Here is a 17,263-nt window from a genome sequence, read left to right as displayed (position 1 = left end):
TAAACTTAATCGTTAAACTCAGTCATTAAACTTAGCCATTAGCCCCTTAATACCTGAGGGCGCGACTTTGATCGGTTGCCCTTGTTTGTTGCGGGTTTGATTTAGATGCATTTCTGCCATCCACCCTTCGGTGCCGTCTTCGGTAACCACTTTAAAGTAACCGTGCTTGCGATCAATCACCTTGATCCACTCGCCTTGCTCGGCAATGTAAAACACTGGAAAATCGCCACTGGGACCTGAGTGCATATCAATAAACGGTGCATCCACTTGCACTTCTTGACTGGCAAGCGCAGTTACTGACACCGCGCATAGACACGCCAAAACAACCGATTTAAGAAATTGCATGCTTTTTTGCCTTAACATCCTAATAACGTATTCGCTCACTGCTATTACCGAAAAAGTGATAATAAAAGCAACGAAAACTGATGAATTTACAACCAACGATTCATTCACAATACATTAGCTATATTTTTACTTCTTACGAATCTAACAAAATTTATTTCAATAAAAAAGACTCTTATAACGAATACAGTTAAAAAAACGAATATTTGTCTAAAAATCCATCATTACACGGTGATTTATCTAAGTGCAACAAGCCGTAAGTGGTTGTTTGAGAAAATGTATCAGCTTCGCTGGTTAGCTTATTTAACGCAAGTGTGAGAAAAGTCCGACATCGCTTATCAAAGACTTAAATAGACTTGCAAAAGACCAACAAAAGATTTGCAAACGCTCTGCTATTAATAGTGCAGCCTAGCGATTGCATTACATTCATTTTTGTTCAGCCTCATAACGAGCTCTCATGACTGCCTTTTACTAAAAGCAGCAAAGGTATTGTGAACAACAAAAACAATGTGTTACAGCCCCTGCCCTAACACTTTGCGTACCCGTTTTACCCTGCGCTGTAACAATATGGGGTTCTGCTTATTTTTGATTGTTTTACGCCAGGCCTTTGACGGCGGGGCTTGCCCCAATTTAGCAAAAAATAATCAAAAAATTCATGCCGTTAGATTGCCTAACCGATAACCGATGCTATGCTTAATTTATGAACGTTAATACGGTTTTAAGTAGTGTTTAGGCAACAGCAATTGATATAGCAAAGCCGGGTAGTTTGAGCCATAACCACGCATTGGGCGTATGATCTTAGGTAATCAAAACCTAGATCTGTAAAATCGATCACTTAAGAGGCTGGCTTAAGAGGCTGGCTTAAGAGGCTAGCTTAATAGGCAGATAGCTAAGGCCTAGTCATTAAAGCGACTGGTAAAGACGACATACACAGTGGCAAAAACAGATTAACAACAAAAGCAAACAGTACATCGCGATAACAACAGTTCGCTATAACAACAACTCGCTTAATAACAACTTGGTAGGTACGAATATGAATACGCTTTTCACTCCCGTTTCTATTTCCCGACGCTTAATCGCTTGTCTTGGCGTTGTTATGAGCCTCAGTCTGATATCACCAAAGGCGATGGCATGGGATGATCAGCAAGACATTTATGCGCCGGCGCAGCAACACGACAGCTTCTATTTTGGTTTACAGGTGGGACAAGGTATTCACAACAGCGAATCGTTTAATGATTTTAATATCAGTGCTTATACCGGCCGCTTGGGTTACAACCATACCAACCACCTTGGTTTTGAAGTTCGATTGGGACAAAGTTGGAATGAAGACGATATTGGCAACGGCGATCGCGAACTGGACCAGCTCACTGGTTTGTACGTTACCTACAGCTATCCCATAAATCGCAAACTCAACATTTTTGGTGTTGCGGGGGTGAGCGATGTCGATATTAATTGGATCCGCGGCGAAAATGTAGACGAATACAATGAAAGTGGTCCAAGCCTTGGTGGCGGTCTTGAGTATGTGGTGAACAACAAAGCACGTTGGACATTAGAAGCCATGGCCTACGTTGAAAGTGATATTAATTACGGCAATATTTCTGGTGGTTTTCGGATCAGCTTTTAACAGTGCGTTGAGTGACTCTTAGCCGTTAAGTTTATAAACAAACAACAAAGGCCAGCATTGTGCTGGCCTTTTCTTTACTTAATCTAATTAATCTTACTAGTCTTATTAGTCTTAGACGCTTTAGTCTAAGCCGATTTAGTCTAAGACGATTTACTATAGGGCGATGTATATCACTGCAGATGCATATCACCGCTTTTATTGATGTTTATTGATATGCCCCGTTACAAGCTGTTATGCCTTCACCAGTTTCGGCTCGGTTAGGTTTTTATGCGCTGATTGGTTAACGTACAGTAAATCGCATATCTCATCTGCTGGGGTAAACGCCGTCGGCGCGTCTAACAACAGTTGACGTATGGTTTGTTGATCAAAGTCTCTACATGCCTTATCTAACGACTCCAACATGGGTGCCAATTCTGCCCAACTTAAACACACTTCTTGCGCGGTCATGATCCGCTCGTTGCCGGTTTTACCGACATCATCGCCAATCAGTAGTTCTTCATAGAGTTTTTCGCCAGGACGTAAACCGGTTTCAATAATTTCAATATCGCCATCAGGCTTGCCTGCATGTTTTAAATGCAAGCCCGACAAGTGGATCATTTTATAGGCTAAGTCGTAAATTTTTACCGGTTGCCCCATGTCCAAAACAAACACGTCACCGCCCATGCCCATGGCACCAGCTTGGATCACCAGCTGCGCGGCTTCGGGAATGGTCATAAAATAGCGGGTAATATCGCGATGGGTTAACGTGATGGGGCCGCCGGCAGCAATTTGCTTTTTAAACAGCGGAACCACCGAGCCTGAGCTACCTAATACATTGCCAAAGCGCACCATGCAAAAGCGGGTTTTTTGGCCATCTTGTTGCGCCAGCGCTTGTAAACACAATTCAGCCATGCGCTTGGTGGTGCCCATGACGTTGGTTGGGCGCACTGCCTTGTCGGTAGAAATTAACACAAAAGTTTCTACGTTGGCGGCAATGGCCGCCTGCGCACAGTGCAAGGTGCCAAAAATGTTATTGCGCACCCCTTCAATAACGTTGTGCTCAACTAATGGAACGTGCTTGTAAGCCGCCGCGTGATACACGGTTTGCACCGAAAACGATTGCATCACTTTTTCCAGTCGGCGTTGTTTGATCACCGAGCCCAGCATCGGGTACAGGGTTATTGCTAACTGGTGTGTTGCAATATACTCTTCGAGCTCTTTGTGAATTGAATACAAGGCAAATTCGGTTAGCTCGTATAGTACCAAGGCCTTGGGACGCTGATTAATGATTTGGCGACACAACTCAGAGCCGATTGAACCACCCGCACCGGTGACCATAACCACTTTATCTTTGATATTTGCGTCCATTAAATCTTGGTTTGGTGGTACCGGATCACGGCCAAGTAAGTCTTCAATCGACACCTCGACAAAATCATCGATTTTGGCTTTACCCGACACCAAATCGGCCATACCGGGGATGGCTAAGACTTCAATGTACAGGCTTTCTAGTTTGTTTAAGATGGCCGCTCGTTGACTGCGAGACGCCGATGGCAACGCCAACAACACTTTACTCGCCTGGTGTTTTTCCATCAGATTTGGTAACTCATCTGCGCCGTATACGGTTAAACTGTTGATCGATAAACCGTGTAACATGGTGTTGTCATCAATAAAGGCAACGGCGCGATATTCCGCCCCATTGCGAAGCGCTTCAACCAATTGGATACCAGCGCCACCGGCACCGTATACAATGACCCGTTTTTTTGAGCGTGCTAAGCTGCGATTGGCCATAGAACGCACTGTATAGCGTGAACCACCGACCAACAACAATAAAAAGGCTGCATAAATCACCGGTACCGAGCGTGGCACATCGACGGCGATTAGCAAGCTGCAAATGGCCACCGTTGCCGCCGAGATAAAGGTGCTAATAAGCACAACCACTACGGCCAAATTACTGAAGTAGCGGATTACCGCGCGATATAAGCCCAGCATAATGTTAGCAACAATACTGATGGCGACCACGCCGAGGATCAGTAACCAGTAGTTTGGATTAAAAAATTGTACCTCACTATCTAGGCGCAAAAACATCGCAAACCAGAAGGCAACCATAATAAACAGAGAGTCTACAAAAACACTGATCAAGCGCTTGTATGGGCGAGAAAGCTCAAAGATTTGTTCCATAAACCGGTACATCCTAACCGTTATAATTATTATGGCGCATACCGTAACCGAACAGGTGAACTGACGTTTTGGTTTTATCCCGTGTTATGCATAACACATAACAAAAAATGCCAGATAAAATAAAACATCAGCCGAGATACGCGCAGATAAATCGACAGTGCGTATCATAACAAGTTTTGGCAAAAGATAAAATTTTTAACGGGTAAAAATGTGCCCAAACAGACAATGGCCTTGATGCTGACCTATGCCAGTAAAAAGGCCATAACCGTGACAGTAGACTAGCTTACATCAAACCTATCTGCGTCCATCACTTTACACCACGCACTGACAAAGTCTTCAACAAATTTTTGCTTGTTGTCATCTTGCGCGTACACTTCAGCGTAGCTGCGTAATACCGAATTAGAGCCAAACACCAAGTCAACACGCGTTGCCGTCCAGGCCACTGTATTGTTGGTTCTGTCAACCAATTGATAGAGTCCATTATCCATTGGCTGCCAGCGATAGCGCATGTCGGTTAGATTGACAAAAAAGTCATTGGTTAATACCCCAACGTTGTTGGTAAAGACGCCATGAGGGCTGTTGTCAAAGTTGGCGCCCAATACCCGCATGCCACCTACTAACACGGTCATTTCTGCTGCGGTTAAGCCCATTAGCTGGGCTCTATCGAGCAACAGCTCCTCGCTGCTCACCGCAAAGTCTTGTTGTAGGTAATTGCGAAAACCATCGTGCAGTGGTTCTAATACGTCAAACGACGATCGATCGGTTAGTTGCTCTGTGGCATCACCGCGCCCAGGGGTAAAAATCATATCCACCTTAAATCCAGCAGCCAATGCAGCCTTTTCAACGCCAATGCAACCGGCCAGCACAATAACATCGGCAACGCTGGCGCCTGTGTCTTTGGCGATGGGTTCAAGTACGCTTAGCACCTTTGTAAGTCGCTCTGGTTCATTACCATGCCATGCGTTTTGTGGTGCCAGGCGAATGCGCGCGCCATTGGCACCACCGCGTTTATCCGAATGGCGAAAGGTTCGCGCACTGTCCCAGGCGGTGGTGATCATATCTTGAATACTTAGCTCGCTGGCGGTGATTTTATCAACCACCGCTTGCACGTCGTAATGTTGATCGCCGCTGGGGATAGGGTCTTGCCAAATCAAATCTTCAGCGGGCACGTCAGGGCCAATGTACCGCGCTTTGGGGCCCATATCGCGATGGGTTAACTTAAACCACGCACGAGCAAACACATCGGAAAAGTAGTCGTGATCGCGGTGAAACTTTTCGGCAATTTGGCGATATTCAGGATCCATTTTCATCGCCATATCGGCGTCGGTCATAATCGGCTTGTAACGTTTGCCTGAATTTTCAACGTCTACGGGCATATCCTCTTGTTTAATATCCACCGGCTCCCACTGCCAGGCACCGGCTGGGCTTTTGTTTAACTGCCACTCGTGATTTAACAACAAATCAAAATAGCCGTTATCCCACTGGGTGGGATGGGTTGTCCACGCCCCTTCTATACCACTGGTTATGGTATCTTTGCCAATGCCCGATTGGTTTGGATTGAGCCAACCAAAACCTTGGTCTTCGATATTACCCGCTTCCGGCTCAGGACCGAGCTTGTCGGCATCGCCATTGCCATGAGCCTTACCCACCGTGTGCCCCCCTGCCGTTAAGGCAACCGTTTCCTCATCATTCATCGCCATGCGAGAAAACGTGGTGCGAATATCGGCGGCGGTTTTTAACGGGTCGGGGTTGCCATCTACCCCTTCTGGGTTCACGTAAATTAGGCCCATCATCACCGCGGCTAAGGGGTTGGCCAAATCGCGCTCACCAGAATAGCGACTGTTTTCACTACCCGATGGTGCTAACCACTCCTTCTCAGCGCCCCAATAAATGTCTTTTTCTGGGTGCCAAATATCTTCTCGACCAAAGCCAAAGCCAAAGGTTTTTAAGCCCATTGACTGATACGCCACCGTACCGGCGTAAGCGATGAGATCGGCCCAACTCAATTTATTGCCGTATTTCTTTTTTATCGGCCACAGTAAGCGGCGGGCTTTGTCTAAGTTGGTGTTATCTGGCCACGAATTTAGCGGTGCAAAGCGCAAATTACCAGTGCCTGCCCCACCTCGTCCGTCGGCAATGCGATATGTGCCGGCTGCGTGCCATGTCATGCGGATCATCAAGCCACCATAGTGACCCCAATCAGCAGGCCACCAGTCTTGGCTGTTGGTCATCAACGCCAACACATCCTTTTTTAACTCATCAAAGTCCAGTGTTTTTACTGCTTCTTGGTAATTAAAGTGCTCACCCATAGGGTTGGTTTTGTGATCGTGCTGATGCAAAATATCGAGATTTAATGATTTCGGCCACCAGTGGGTATTGGTTTCTTGTTGTGTGGTTTGCGCGCCGTGCATAACCGGGCATTTTCCTTGAGACATAACAACTCCTCGTGTGTGTTTGTCTGGGTGGTAATGGATATACCAAAGTGTAGTGTATGGTTTAACGAGGAGCGAACTGTAAAGCTGTAAAGCGGTAAGCTGTAAGCTGTAAAGCGGTAAGCTGTAAGCTGTAAGCTGTAAGCTGTAAGCTGTAAAGCGGTAAGCTGTAAGCTGTAAAGCGGTAAGCTGCAAGCTGTAACGCGGCAAACTATTAAATCCTTAATAGCCTTATAGCCCTGCAGCCTTAAAGCCTATCACTTGTACCCTTGTAGCTTAAAGCCTTATAACCTTATCGCCTTATAGCTTGAAGCTTGTAGCCTTATAGCTCTTTTGCTGGGCAAAAAAAACGGGACGTTTCCGTCCCGTTTTATCGTATTAGCCGCCGTTACCTGACGCACCGGTCAGTTCGGGATCTAAACTTGTGTACATAATCGACACATCGGCTTTATTAACTGAAATAACCCATGGCATATCGACTTCTTCTAGAGCGGCCTTTGAACTATCAGATAGAGTAAGCTCTACCTGGAAATCCAGTGTATTAGTGGCTTGTTCAACCACACCGGCTTGCGCTAAATTAACTGACTTGATAGCAACCGTAATGGTTGCACTGCTTTCGCCAGCAGGCAGAGTCACTAATTGGTCAACTATTTCATAATGAACGCCCGATTTAGCACTGCCATCGATGGCACTGATAGCAAAGGTCAACTCACCATCATACTTTTCACGCGCAAGTACGTTAATTGGCACTTCTACTTCAAAACGGTCAAAGCTGTCGGTGTTGGTTTCTAACTCTACCGTACCGACTGATGTTACAAACGCATTGAGTAAATCGTTATCAGCAATGCTGATCAATCGCGTCGCGCGGTCAAACTGATTCGCTTGGTTTGAATCGTGTACCCAGCGCCAGTCATTATCGAAAGAAACGATTGACTTAGCTGGCACGTCCAATGCGGTTAAATCGATATTCACCACAACAACTTCGCTCGACTCTGGTGCGTCGTCATCTAAAATTTCAACATCGATATTTTGTTGAGCTGAGCCATTAGCAAATTGGTAACTACCGTCGGCAATGGTGTAATCCTCATCACGTGTTGCCGTGGTTTCAGTGTCATCAACACTAACAAGCGTGGTCATGGTCACGTCGTCAGATGAAGCGTAAAAATGCTGTTCAATGGCAAACATGGCATCGTCTTCTACCCCTTCAACCGGTTTAAAGCCTTTGGTTTTCAACGACGAGTCTTGCTCAATGCTGAGGTGCACAAAGTAATAATCGTTGTCTAACACGGTAAAAGGTTGCGACTTAGTCATCGCTAACGCATCAGAGCTCACGGTTAAGGTTAGGGTGTAATCATCGTTAACAATCGAATCATTAGCAACCGACAAGGTGATCAGTTTACTCGCTTCGCCCGGCAAAAAGTGCAAGGTATGGCTTTGTTCACCCGTTGGCGTGCTAATCACGTAGTCGATATCAAGCTCGCTCTCTGTTGCGCTATCAAGGGTGATGCGAACGCGGTTGTCGTAACCTTCGTAAATTTGCGTGTCTTCTAACTCAAACGTCTTACCTTCAACGCGGTAACTGCGTTTACTGCTACCAAGCAACTCGAGCGAAAATGCGCTAGCAGGAGCAAGCTGTGCATCGTTGTCAACAATGGTCACCTGATGGTAAGCCGTCTGCTCAGTGGTTTTAACCCAATATGAATCTAAAAATTGCAACATCAGTGACTCATCGCCTTCCACATCGATATCATCGATTACGTCAAAGGCAAAATCGACCGATGTTTCGCCACTATTTAACGTTACCCATTGCAAGATACTTTTGGGATTTTGCTCGCCTTGGTAGTCAAGTAACCATGTTGCACTCACTTGTTCGGTGTTCATCTCTGCGAGTGCCACAGACATTGAGCTATTGTTCACCACCTCAGGGATCGGCTGATCAAATGTTACGCGAACACGTGCTTGCTGTGTTTGCTCACTGGCTTCAAGCGTTTCGATGTTAGTGATGGTGACATAATCGTTATCACGGATTTCGATGTTTTTAACAATGCTCGGTTTGCCATTGCTAAATTCAGCGCCATCAATATCAAACAGGCTCACATGCAAGCGCTTTTCGCGTTGCTCCACTGTGCGATCAGCAATGATTTCAACCAGTAGCTCTTTTTGTGTTTCGCCTGGGGCAAAGATAATGCGCTGAGAATCTACGGCAACAAAATCGATACCAGCTTTCGCACTATAGGTTGTCACTTCGCGCTCTTGTACAGAGTACGACAAACTCACTTCGTGCTCAGGTGCGTCAATTAACTCAATGACCACACGGGCAAAGGTATTTTGATCATCGCCTTCTACTACTCGGTAATCTGCTTGAGCTACCTTAACCAATGGCGTTGGCTCTTCGGTTGGATGCAAAGCGATCACCTTACCCGCTGATGCACATAAGTCGATACCGGTGATCACGCCGGCTTCTGCATCAATTGAGCCAGATTCGGTTAGCTGTACCGTGGTTTTATCAACCACAATTTTGGCTGAACCCTCACTGGTACCCACAAAGCGAAATTCGGTAGGTGCATCTGGCAACTCAACGTACTCTAATACGCCGTCAATCTCGCCGTTGTATTGCTGTGTTTTACCACTAAAACGGTCGTTAGCTAGGTTGATGTCACCTTTTAGTTGGAATTTTTCGCCGTCAACATTTTGTAGGTAAATGGTACCGGTACAAAAATCTTCAACGTGGGCAAAGCCAAGGTTAAAGTAAGAAAAGTGAGTTAGCTCTTGGTTTACAACCAGTTGATTGTCGGCACCGAGCTCAAGCTGTGCTTGGCCCTCATAATGCCAACTAACATCACCTTCCGACAAACTAAATACCGACAGGCTATCGCCTGCTTGATACGGAAGCTGAGTTTGTGGGTGACGTGCATCAGCTGCAACCGGAATGGCTACGGTTACCGGATCAACAGATTCAATACGCGAGGCCTTTTTGCCTTGGCTTGAAAGATTCACCGCAACCATGCCTGCACTTTCAATGCGCACTTCGGTTGCATCTGCTAAGGTGCGGTCATCGCCTGCGTCCTGCCACAACGACAATAGTGCATCAGCATTTTGTATGCTGCTATTGGTATTGCCAGGGTATAACGACGATGCTTCTTCAGAACTTGGATCAAACGCAGCAAGTTGCACGGTTAAATCACTGTTATCAAGTACTTCGCCGTCTTCTGTTACTAACTTAATTTGATTAGGAATGGCAATTTCGGCACTACCGTCGTCAGTTGACATGGTAAACACTTGGTTGCCGTTGGCGTCTTGTGAAGCTGCCTGGCTTAAATCAACCTTGGTTTGGGCAACCGAGATACCGGCTGGCGCTGAGCCTGATTGCAACGAGATCAATGATGCATCGCGAGTTATATCGCCGAACTGGTCAACTGTCGCCGAAATATTAGTGGCCAAATAACCATCGGCTTCTACCACAAAGGTAATGGTGCCGAGGCGATCGGGATAGCCGTTACCGTCTTGGTCTGCAAACGCATCAATATTAAAGTCGACAACCGCTTGGCCTTGGTCAATGGCAAAGGTCGCTTGGTCATCGTTGATAAGGCCTAAGCTGTCTTCAATAACGGTTAATTGACCTTGGCTAATCGCATTATCCGTTAGTGCGTCAACAATATTAACGGTTAACGATGATGCGGGAATTTCAAAGGCCGGCGGCGGTACCACTTTAGGTGGTTCGGGTTGTCGCATTGGTGTGTCGTTATCATCTGATCGACTGCAACCAGAAACAACTAAAATACTTGCCATTAAAGACAATGGCAAAAACAATTGGGGACTGTTAATTTTCATAATTCTTACTAAGTTATTATTTTGTGACGTCCATATCATCCAACGAGGTGGGGTTAGATGGGTTGTATTTATTGACCGACTGACGGTGGTAGTGATGCCAACGTTTATCAACAAAGCTGCATAACGTTTCGCCAGTGCGTGTCATATAAAAAACTCAAATCATTTGAGCCTAGATAGCATACCAATCAGCCCCGAAAAAGCCAAGAAAAACGCCTATCGTAAAGACCAAAAAGTCATATTTTACAATGGCTAACGTACATTTATTAGGCAACAGAAAAAAGCTGTATACGCACGGTTAATAGGTTGCTGACAGTTTGTAACAAAGTGGTTACCGAGAATGGTATGCGGCTTATTTACAGAGAATTTATGGGCTGGTCAAGTTATAACCATTCTTATTATTGGTTATGGAGGCGTTGTACGAATTAGCGCCAATATAACCGACGACATAACCGCCAATATAACCGCCAATATAACCGCCGACATAACCGCGTTAGCATAACGCGGTCATCGTTTTAAAACAGGGTAAACCAAGGGTGATTACTTGCCTGTTTTTCTACGCCTATTTTTATAGTCGGTCACCATTAAAATAGGCGTTGTTTAAGTTGTGATAATACACCGGCTCTTGACCAAATTGGGTGCGCACTAGATTTTGCTCGCCAGGCCGGTTCACTGAGGTTTGCACAAAATAATGCCAGCGTTCAATACCGCGTAGTTGAAAACCGTATTTGGGGTGCATTGATTTTGTAAAACTTAGCGGTAAGGTGATACCAATACCTATAAAGTCCTCTTCCACGTTGAGGTCGCTAAATTGACTGCGTTGATATTTTAGCCCTACTTGCACATTGTTAAACCAATGGTGTGTTTTTAGTGAGTAACCCTGATCGCCCATAACGTATTCACCGGCAGTCAGCTCTATGTCGGTGTGTAGCGATTGAATGCGATAGCGATATTTGAATAACGCCGGTTGATGCGATGCCTTTTGATTAAAATTAACTGCAAGCTCGCTGTCAAAATCACCGGCAAACACGCTCACGCGATGCTTTTTATTAATCGATTGCCAGCGCCCTTCTACGAGCAAACCATGCATGTTTTTTTCAAACTGGCCAACACTTAACTGAGCCGCAAAATTGGCTGTGGGTATTAGTGCTTGGTGAAACAACGCCCTATCAATCCCTGAAGGCAGGCCAAATCGGCGTTGAACGGCGTTACTGTATTCAAAGTCATCGCTTTCGGCAATGGCATTAGACAAGTGCCGTACATCTGCCACTGCACCTAGCCACATATCGATGATCAAATTAGAGCTCAATGCCCATTGGTAATCCCATGCGCCAGCTTCTGTACCAACCAATGAGCTCAACGCGGGTGAGAAAATCAGCCGTGGCGTCCAGCGCGCAGGTTGTTGTTCAACTACTTGCCAATGAATTTGGCTTGGCTGTTGCCAAAGCTGAGGTTGCTCTGTAAATACCGGTAAACCGTGATTTAACAAGCGTATGGAAAAATCAAGTGATGTTGTCTTTGCCGCCAGCGACTGTATCACCGCAAGGGCTTGCGATTCATCGTGGTTAAGCACATTATTTTCAACCGAAATGAGCAGCGAAGAATGGCCGCCTTGACTGTGTAATCCTAACGAGATACTGTCAAAACCAAACCGCTGTAACGCATCACTTAGCTGCGCTAATTCGCCGTGATATAACTGCTCTGCCCCGGCGCCTTGAACGTTATTGCATTTCGTACACGCTTGGTCGCGTTTACCGTTTGAGTTTGCCAAAGGAACACGGTTGCGCTCTTCGGCTGGTTTTTTCGCCACCTCGCCTTGCTCAGCATCGGCGATTGATGATTGAGCTGCTGTACGCGAATACCTGCTGGCATCAGAGCGCTGGTTAGACGTTAGCGGAATTCGCACCCCTAAACTGAACCATTGATCGTGTTCATTGTGATCAGGCGCTGACGAATGCAATTGCACGCTGCCACTGACTTGCCAACCCGCTGGTAACCACGACTGTGGCGCATACGCTTTTACACCAACGTTTAGCGCATGCGCGTCGTATTCGGCGACCAGTTGCAGGTTATCAACCACTTGATACTCGACACCGGCAAAGAGTCCGTTCATCCAGCCAAGGGCATTATCAGACATCCCCACACCCGCACTAAAACGCATAGTACCAAAGCGATTTAACGCCACGCTTTTATCGGCGCTGATGTAATAGGTTTCTGAGAACTTAGACGCACCGCCCACATCCTGAATACCAATGGCTACATCAGCGAAATCGTCGAATGCTTTAGGTAAAAACGGCAACTGCCATTTTAGTGCAGCCGATAAATCGCGAAAGCCACAATTGGAACCCCGATACATGTTGCAGTCGATACTTCGAGTACCTAAACGGCCAGTAACCTCAACGCCAGGTAAAATACCGGCGCTAAACTTCATGTCATGGGCGCGAACAAAGCCCGGTTGCTCGATAAAGCTTGTACTTTTATCAAAATAGCTATCGGAATAATTAAACCCTAGCGAGCCCCAATCCAGTGTTTGCGCATTAGGGGTATTAAAGAGCCCGGTGTAGGCTTGGGCAGATAAATTTGTGCTGATGCCTGTCAAAGGTGTTGATGGCGCCTCACTGTTTACTTCCATATCATTGGCAGTTTGTGCTTTAACCACCTGACCGATAGCAGCAACACTTAGCAGACACACTAACGCCGCTTTTACTGCACGCGCTTGGCATTGAGCCCCTAGCTTTTTAGTAGAGAACTGTTGAGTTGGTATTCGTTGAGTCAAAAGCGATTGCGAAAATTTGGTCGCACAAAGCGAAAATACGGACATTGCCGGTGTGGCCTTTTATTGTTAATTATAAAAAGCGGACGATTCTACAAGCTAACAACGATAAACAAAAGAGGTAATAATTTATTATCCTATTACTTGATAGGCTTAGCCCAATAAATCGATTTACCTGTAGATTTTGTACACGGTTAGGTTAAAAACGAGGCTCAAATACAAGATAAAAAGTAAAGAGCGATTGTGATTCCCACATCCCCCCTTAAACGCAAAGAAGCCGGCAGATGCCGGCTTCTTTCTAATACATCATAACTATGACAATCTAACCGTAATACGATTCAACCGCCTCAATAAAATGGCCAATATCGTTTTTATCTAACGCATTAACACCCGCAGCGGCTGCACGGCCACCACCGGTGGCAAACTGGCTGCAGATATCTCCAGCGCCTTGCTTGTTATTTAACGGTGCGCGCAGTGATACGGTGTAGGTTTTGTCTTTATTCATGGTAAATACTGCATGTGCCGAATTTGGTGCATTATTTGCCAACAAGTTACCAAACACACCACTAATGCGTCTTGCCCAGGCTTCATCAGGTAATTCAATTACCGTTAATGTTGGGCTTTGATGCATTGGTGATATAGCCTTGGCATTGGCCATGTCTTGCTCATAAGCAGCTTTTAGCTGGTAAAACGGTGAGCTTTGATCGGCAATAACATCAAACGGTGATGTGTACTGTAATAACGCAGTAAATAAGGCATCGGGGGCAAAGTGCAAATCAGCCACGGTTGAACCATAACCATTGTAGTTTATTAAAGTGCCAAGCTCTTTTAACTGCGCGGCTTGCTCGGCACTTAAGTCAGCTACTTTTGCTAGCTCGTCACCTTTGGCAATAAGGTTATCACCGTATGCAGCGGTAATCGCCCAATGATGATACTGCCCTTGCAGTAAGCCATCAACAATTAATGCGGTACAGGTATTGGCATCTAAATCAATATGAGCATCTAACATCTCATGCTCAGGAATATCGCCCGCACGGTGATGATCGGCATAAAACACCTTGGCACCATGTTGCAAATGTACAGCTAGGGCTTCGTGGTTTTTTTCCATCGAGATATCTAATACCGTAACGCTATCACCTTGCCTAGCTTCAAACTTGCCAAGTAAAGCGATATCACGTTTCACACCAGTTACTAACATATGCTGTTGGCCATCCGTAACAGGATACGCTAAACGCCACTGCAATAAAGCGATGATACCATCGGCATCACCATTAAAAACGTCGTAGTACATTAACCAATAATCCTTTAATTTAGTGTTATTTTTTCAACAAGATCATTACAGCCTTATAGCTTACCGCTTATCACTTGCAGCTTGCTTCTTGTGGCTTACAGCTTAAAACTTCCCGCTCTTCACCTTACAGCCTTACCGCCTTACAACCTTACAGTTCATTACTTGCAGCTTTCCCGCCCACATAACCATGCGTTATTAAGTAATCAACCACTTGCTGCGCACATTGTTCGATAGTCAATTCGTCTGTTTTCACATGAATATCGGCCTGCTCTGGCGGTTCATATTCTGAGGTAATACCGGTAAATTCTTTTATCTCACCAGCACGAGCTTTTTTGTATAAACCTTTGGGATCGCGCTGTTCGCATACCTCAATTGGGGTATCGATAAACACTTCTATAAACTCGCCATCGTCAAGTAGCTCACGAGCCATTGCCCTGTCGGCGCGAAACGGTGAAATAAACGCGGTGGTTACAATTAATCCTGAGTCAACAAACAGTTTAGCGACTTGGCCAATGCGACGAATGTTTTCGATTCGGTCTTCGTCACTAAAGCCTAAGTCGCCGTTTAAGCCATGGCGCACGTTGTCGCCATCAAGCACGTAGGTATGCTGTCCCATGCGATACAGCAACTCGTCAACGGCATTAGCAATGGTTGATTTGCCACTACCACTTAAGCCGGTGTACCAAAGCACACAAGGCTTTTGCTTTTTTTGCGCGCTGCGCTGTTGTTTGCTTACGTGCTGCTCGTGCCACACCGTGTTTTCTGTTTTCATGTTTAATTCTTTCTTTTTGTTTTATTTATCGTTAACCATAATGCATTGTCACCCTAAGGCCAACTCGAAACAGCTTACCGCCTTACCACCCTACAGCTTACAGCTTACAGCTTATAGCCTTATAGCTTACCGCCTTACAGCCTTACCGCTTACAGCTAGCGACTTGCCGCTTAAAGCTTATTACCGCTTATCCGCTTTAAAACGGAAACACAACGGGGATCATATACAGCACCACCGCACTATAGGTTAACGATACCGGAATACCCATTTTTAAAAATTCTTTTAATTGGTAATGACCCGCATTAAATACCATTAAATTGGTTTGATACCCATACGGTAAAATAAAACTACCACTGGCGGCAAATGCCACGGCCATAATAAACGGCATGGGATCAACACCTAAACCCTGGGCTACGTTATATGCAATGGGAAATATAAGTGCAGCGGCGGCATTGTTCGTGACCATTTCGGTAAGTAATAAGGTGATTAAATACACACAGACAAATGCCAACATTACACTTTTATCATTAACATAGTGTTCAACCCAATGCGCTAACTGCGTTGATAATCCGCTGTTTTCAAGACCGTTTGATAAGGTAAGTGCCGCACTCACAATGAGCCATATACCAAACGGAAAGCGGCGCTTCACTTCGTTTACGCTTAAACAGCCAAAGGCAAACAAGCTGGCAACAAAATACAATAAGCATTCGAGTAATGTGATGGGCAATAGCACCGATGCAGCCACCGTAACGACAAAACCTATAACCGTGTAGGAATTGCGCCATCCGAGCAAAATATTTTCTGGTGTGACACCCGACAGTAAAAAGAAGTTTTTTGACAAATTTCGACGCCCAGCAAAATCTTTACCCACCGCCAACACCAAAAAATCGCCAGCTTTTATTACCATATCGCCAAGCTTGCCTGACAGCATACCGCCTTCTCTGCGAATAGCCACCACGCCGGCGTCAAAGCGGGCGCGAAAGCTCGATTGTTTAATACTTAAGCCAATAATTGACGCGCCTGGTTTTACCAACACTTCGGTTAAGTTATCAAACAATAAGTCGTCTTGCTCGGCAAATAACCGCAATCCATCAAACTGCTGTAGTACTTTTACTTTTGATACATCACCGGTAAATATTAACCGATCGTTGGCTTGAACAAGGGTATTGGGGCGCACAGGTGAAATGAGTTTGCCGTGGCGAATGATTTCTAATAAATACAGCGAGTCTAAATTGCGCAAGTTGTTTTCTACAATCGTACGACCACACAAGCTTGAGGTTGGCGCTACCTGCGCTTCTATAAAGTAGCTGGGTTTTGTGGTGTCTTGTACTTTATGCTTAGGCAATACTGATAAGCGCAACAACACCACAACAAAACAAGACGCACACGCCATTGCCCCCACCAAGGTAAAATCGAAAAAGCCCAAACTTGGCAAGCCTTTTTCGAGCACCATTGAATTAACAATTAAATTGGTAGAGGTACCAACCAAAGTTAAAGTACCACCCAAAATGGCGGCATACGATAACGGCAGCAACAACTTAGACGGGTTAATAACGCTGTTGTTTTTAATGGGCGTGATCAAAGTAGCCACCACCGCCGTGTTATTTAATAACGCTGAGCTTAATGCAGTACCCAATAACAAACGACTATAAGTGGCCACCTTGGATGGAACAATCAGCTTACTACAAATAACCCGCAACAAGCTGGTTCTGTCAATGGCAAACGAGCAAACCAGTAATAGCAGTAAGGTAACCAACCCTGGGTTTGTGGCGTTGGTTAATAGTGATTCGGTTGACGCTAATCCAAACGCCAAACAGGCCAGTGCCGCGGCTGCAAACACTCGCTCTGGCGCATGTTGGTAACGCACCAAGCCGATCAGGGTTAAGCCAAAAATAATGGCCATCAGCCATTGGTCAACGTAGTCCATTAAATCAGTTTGTTCCCACTATGAACGAATAAATTGATAAAGTACGCTGTACATGTGTATCAACACCGATAATAAGCATAGCCCCATAAAATCATTCAGCGTGCCTCTTAACAACAG

At 45.5% G+C, this 17,263-nt stretch carries 9 protein-coding genes; 1 reads left to right on the top strand and 8 read right to left on the bottom strand.

Annotated features, from left to right (window positions below; all coding sequences use genetic code 11):
• Positions 1-18: 18 nt before the first annotated feature.
• Entirely contained in the window at positions 19-345 is a 327-nt protein-coding gene (locus ACAY30_RS06175) for an SH3 domain-containing protein (protein WP_290251532.1), read from the bottom strand.
• Positions 346-1,438: 1,093 nt separating this feature from the next.
• Here ACAY30_RS06175 and ACAY30_RS06170 point away from each other — a divergent pair.
• On the top strand, positions 1,439-1,966 hold the full coding sequence (locus tag ACAY30_RS06170) for an outer membrane beta-barrel protein (RefSeq protein ID WP_290251531.1): 528 nt from the start codon (positions 1,439-1,441) through the stop codon (positions 1,964-1,966).
• A 231-nt stretch (positions 1,967-2,197) separates the two neighbouring features.
• Here ACAY30_RS06170 and ACAY30_RS06165 read toward each other — a convergent pair whose 3' ends face one another.
• The 7 genes from ACAY30_RS06165 to ACAY30_RS06135 all read right to left on the bottom strand — a co-directional run bounded on the left by ACAY30_RS06165 (position 2,198) and on the right by ACAY30_RS06135 (position 17,146).
• The gene (locus ACAY30_RS06165; protein WP_371190195.1) at positions 2,198-4,135 is read right to left on the bottom strand and encodes a polysaccharide biosynthesis protein; all 1,938 of its coding nucleotides are present in this window, start codon (positions 4,133-4,135) and stop codon (positions 2,198-2,200) included.
• Positions 4,136-4,401: 266 nt separating this feature from the next.
• A complete protein-coding gene (gene katG / locus ACAY30_RS06160) occupies positions 4,402-6,558 on the bottom strand; it encodes a catalase/peroxidase HPI (RefSeq protein WP_290251529.1) in 2,157 nt (718 codons plus the stop codon).
• Between the two features lie 375 nt (positions 6,559-6,933).
• Positions 6,934-10,386 (bottom strand): Calx-beta domain-containing protein, encoded by a 3,453-nt coding sequence (locus ACAY30_RS06155; protein WP_290251528.1) that lies wholly within the window; start codon positions 10,384-10,386, stop codon positions 6,934-6,936.
• 565 nt (positions 10,387-10,951) lie between these two features.
• Complete coding sequence (locus ACAY30_RS06150) at positions 10,952-13,159, bottom strand: YjbH domain-containing protein (protein ID WP_290251527.1); 2,208 nt, start codon at positions 13,157-13,159, stop codon at positions 10,952-10,954.
• Positions 13,160-13,478: 319 nt separating this feature from the next.
• On the bottom strand, positions 13,479-14,447 hold the full coding sequence (locus tag ACAY30_RS06145; RefSeq protein WP_290251526.1) for a DHH family phosphoesterase: 969 nt from the start codon (positions 14,445-14,447) through the stop codon (positions 13,479-13,481).
• A 148-nt stretch (positions 14,448-14,595) separates the two neighbouring features.
• A complete protein-coding gene (gene cysC / locus ACAY30_RS06140) occupies positions 14,596-15,219 on the bottom strand; it encodes an adenylyl-sulfate kinase (protein WP_290251525.1) in 624 nt (207 codons plus the stop codon).
• A 196-nt stretch (positions 15,220-15,415) separates the two neighbouring features.
• Positions 15,416-17,146 carry an SLC13 family permease gene (locus ACAY30_RS06135; RefSeq protein WP_290251524.1) on the bottom strand — a complete coding sequence of 577 codons (1,731 nt, stop codon included), beginning with the start codon at positions 17,144-17,146 and terminating at the stop codon, positions 15,416-15,418.
• Positions 17,147-17,263 lie beyond the last annotated feature (117 nt).

It is taken from the genome of Thalassotalea ponticola (assembly GCF_041379045.1).
GTDB classification, from domain to species: domain Bacteria; phylum Pseudomonadota; class Gammaproteobacteria; order Enterobacterales; family Alteromonadaceae; genus Thalassotalea_A; species Thalassotalea_A ponticola.
The sequence above is the reverse complement of the archived record's forward strand: the minus strand, read 5'-3'. Positions and strand labels throughout refer to the sequence as shown.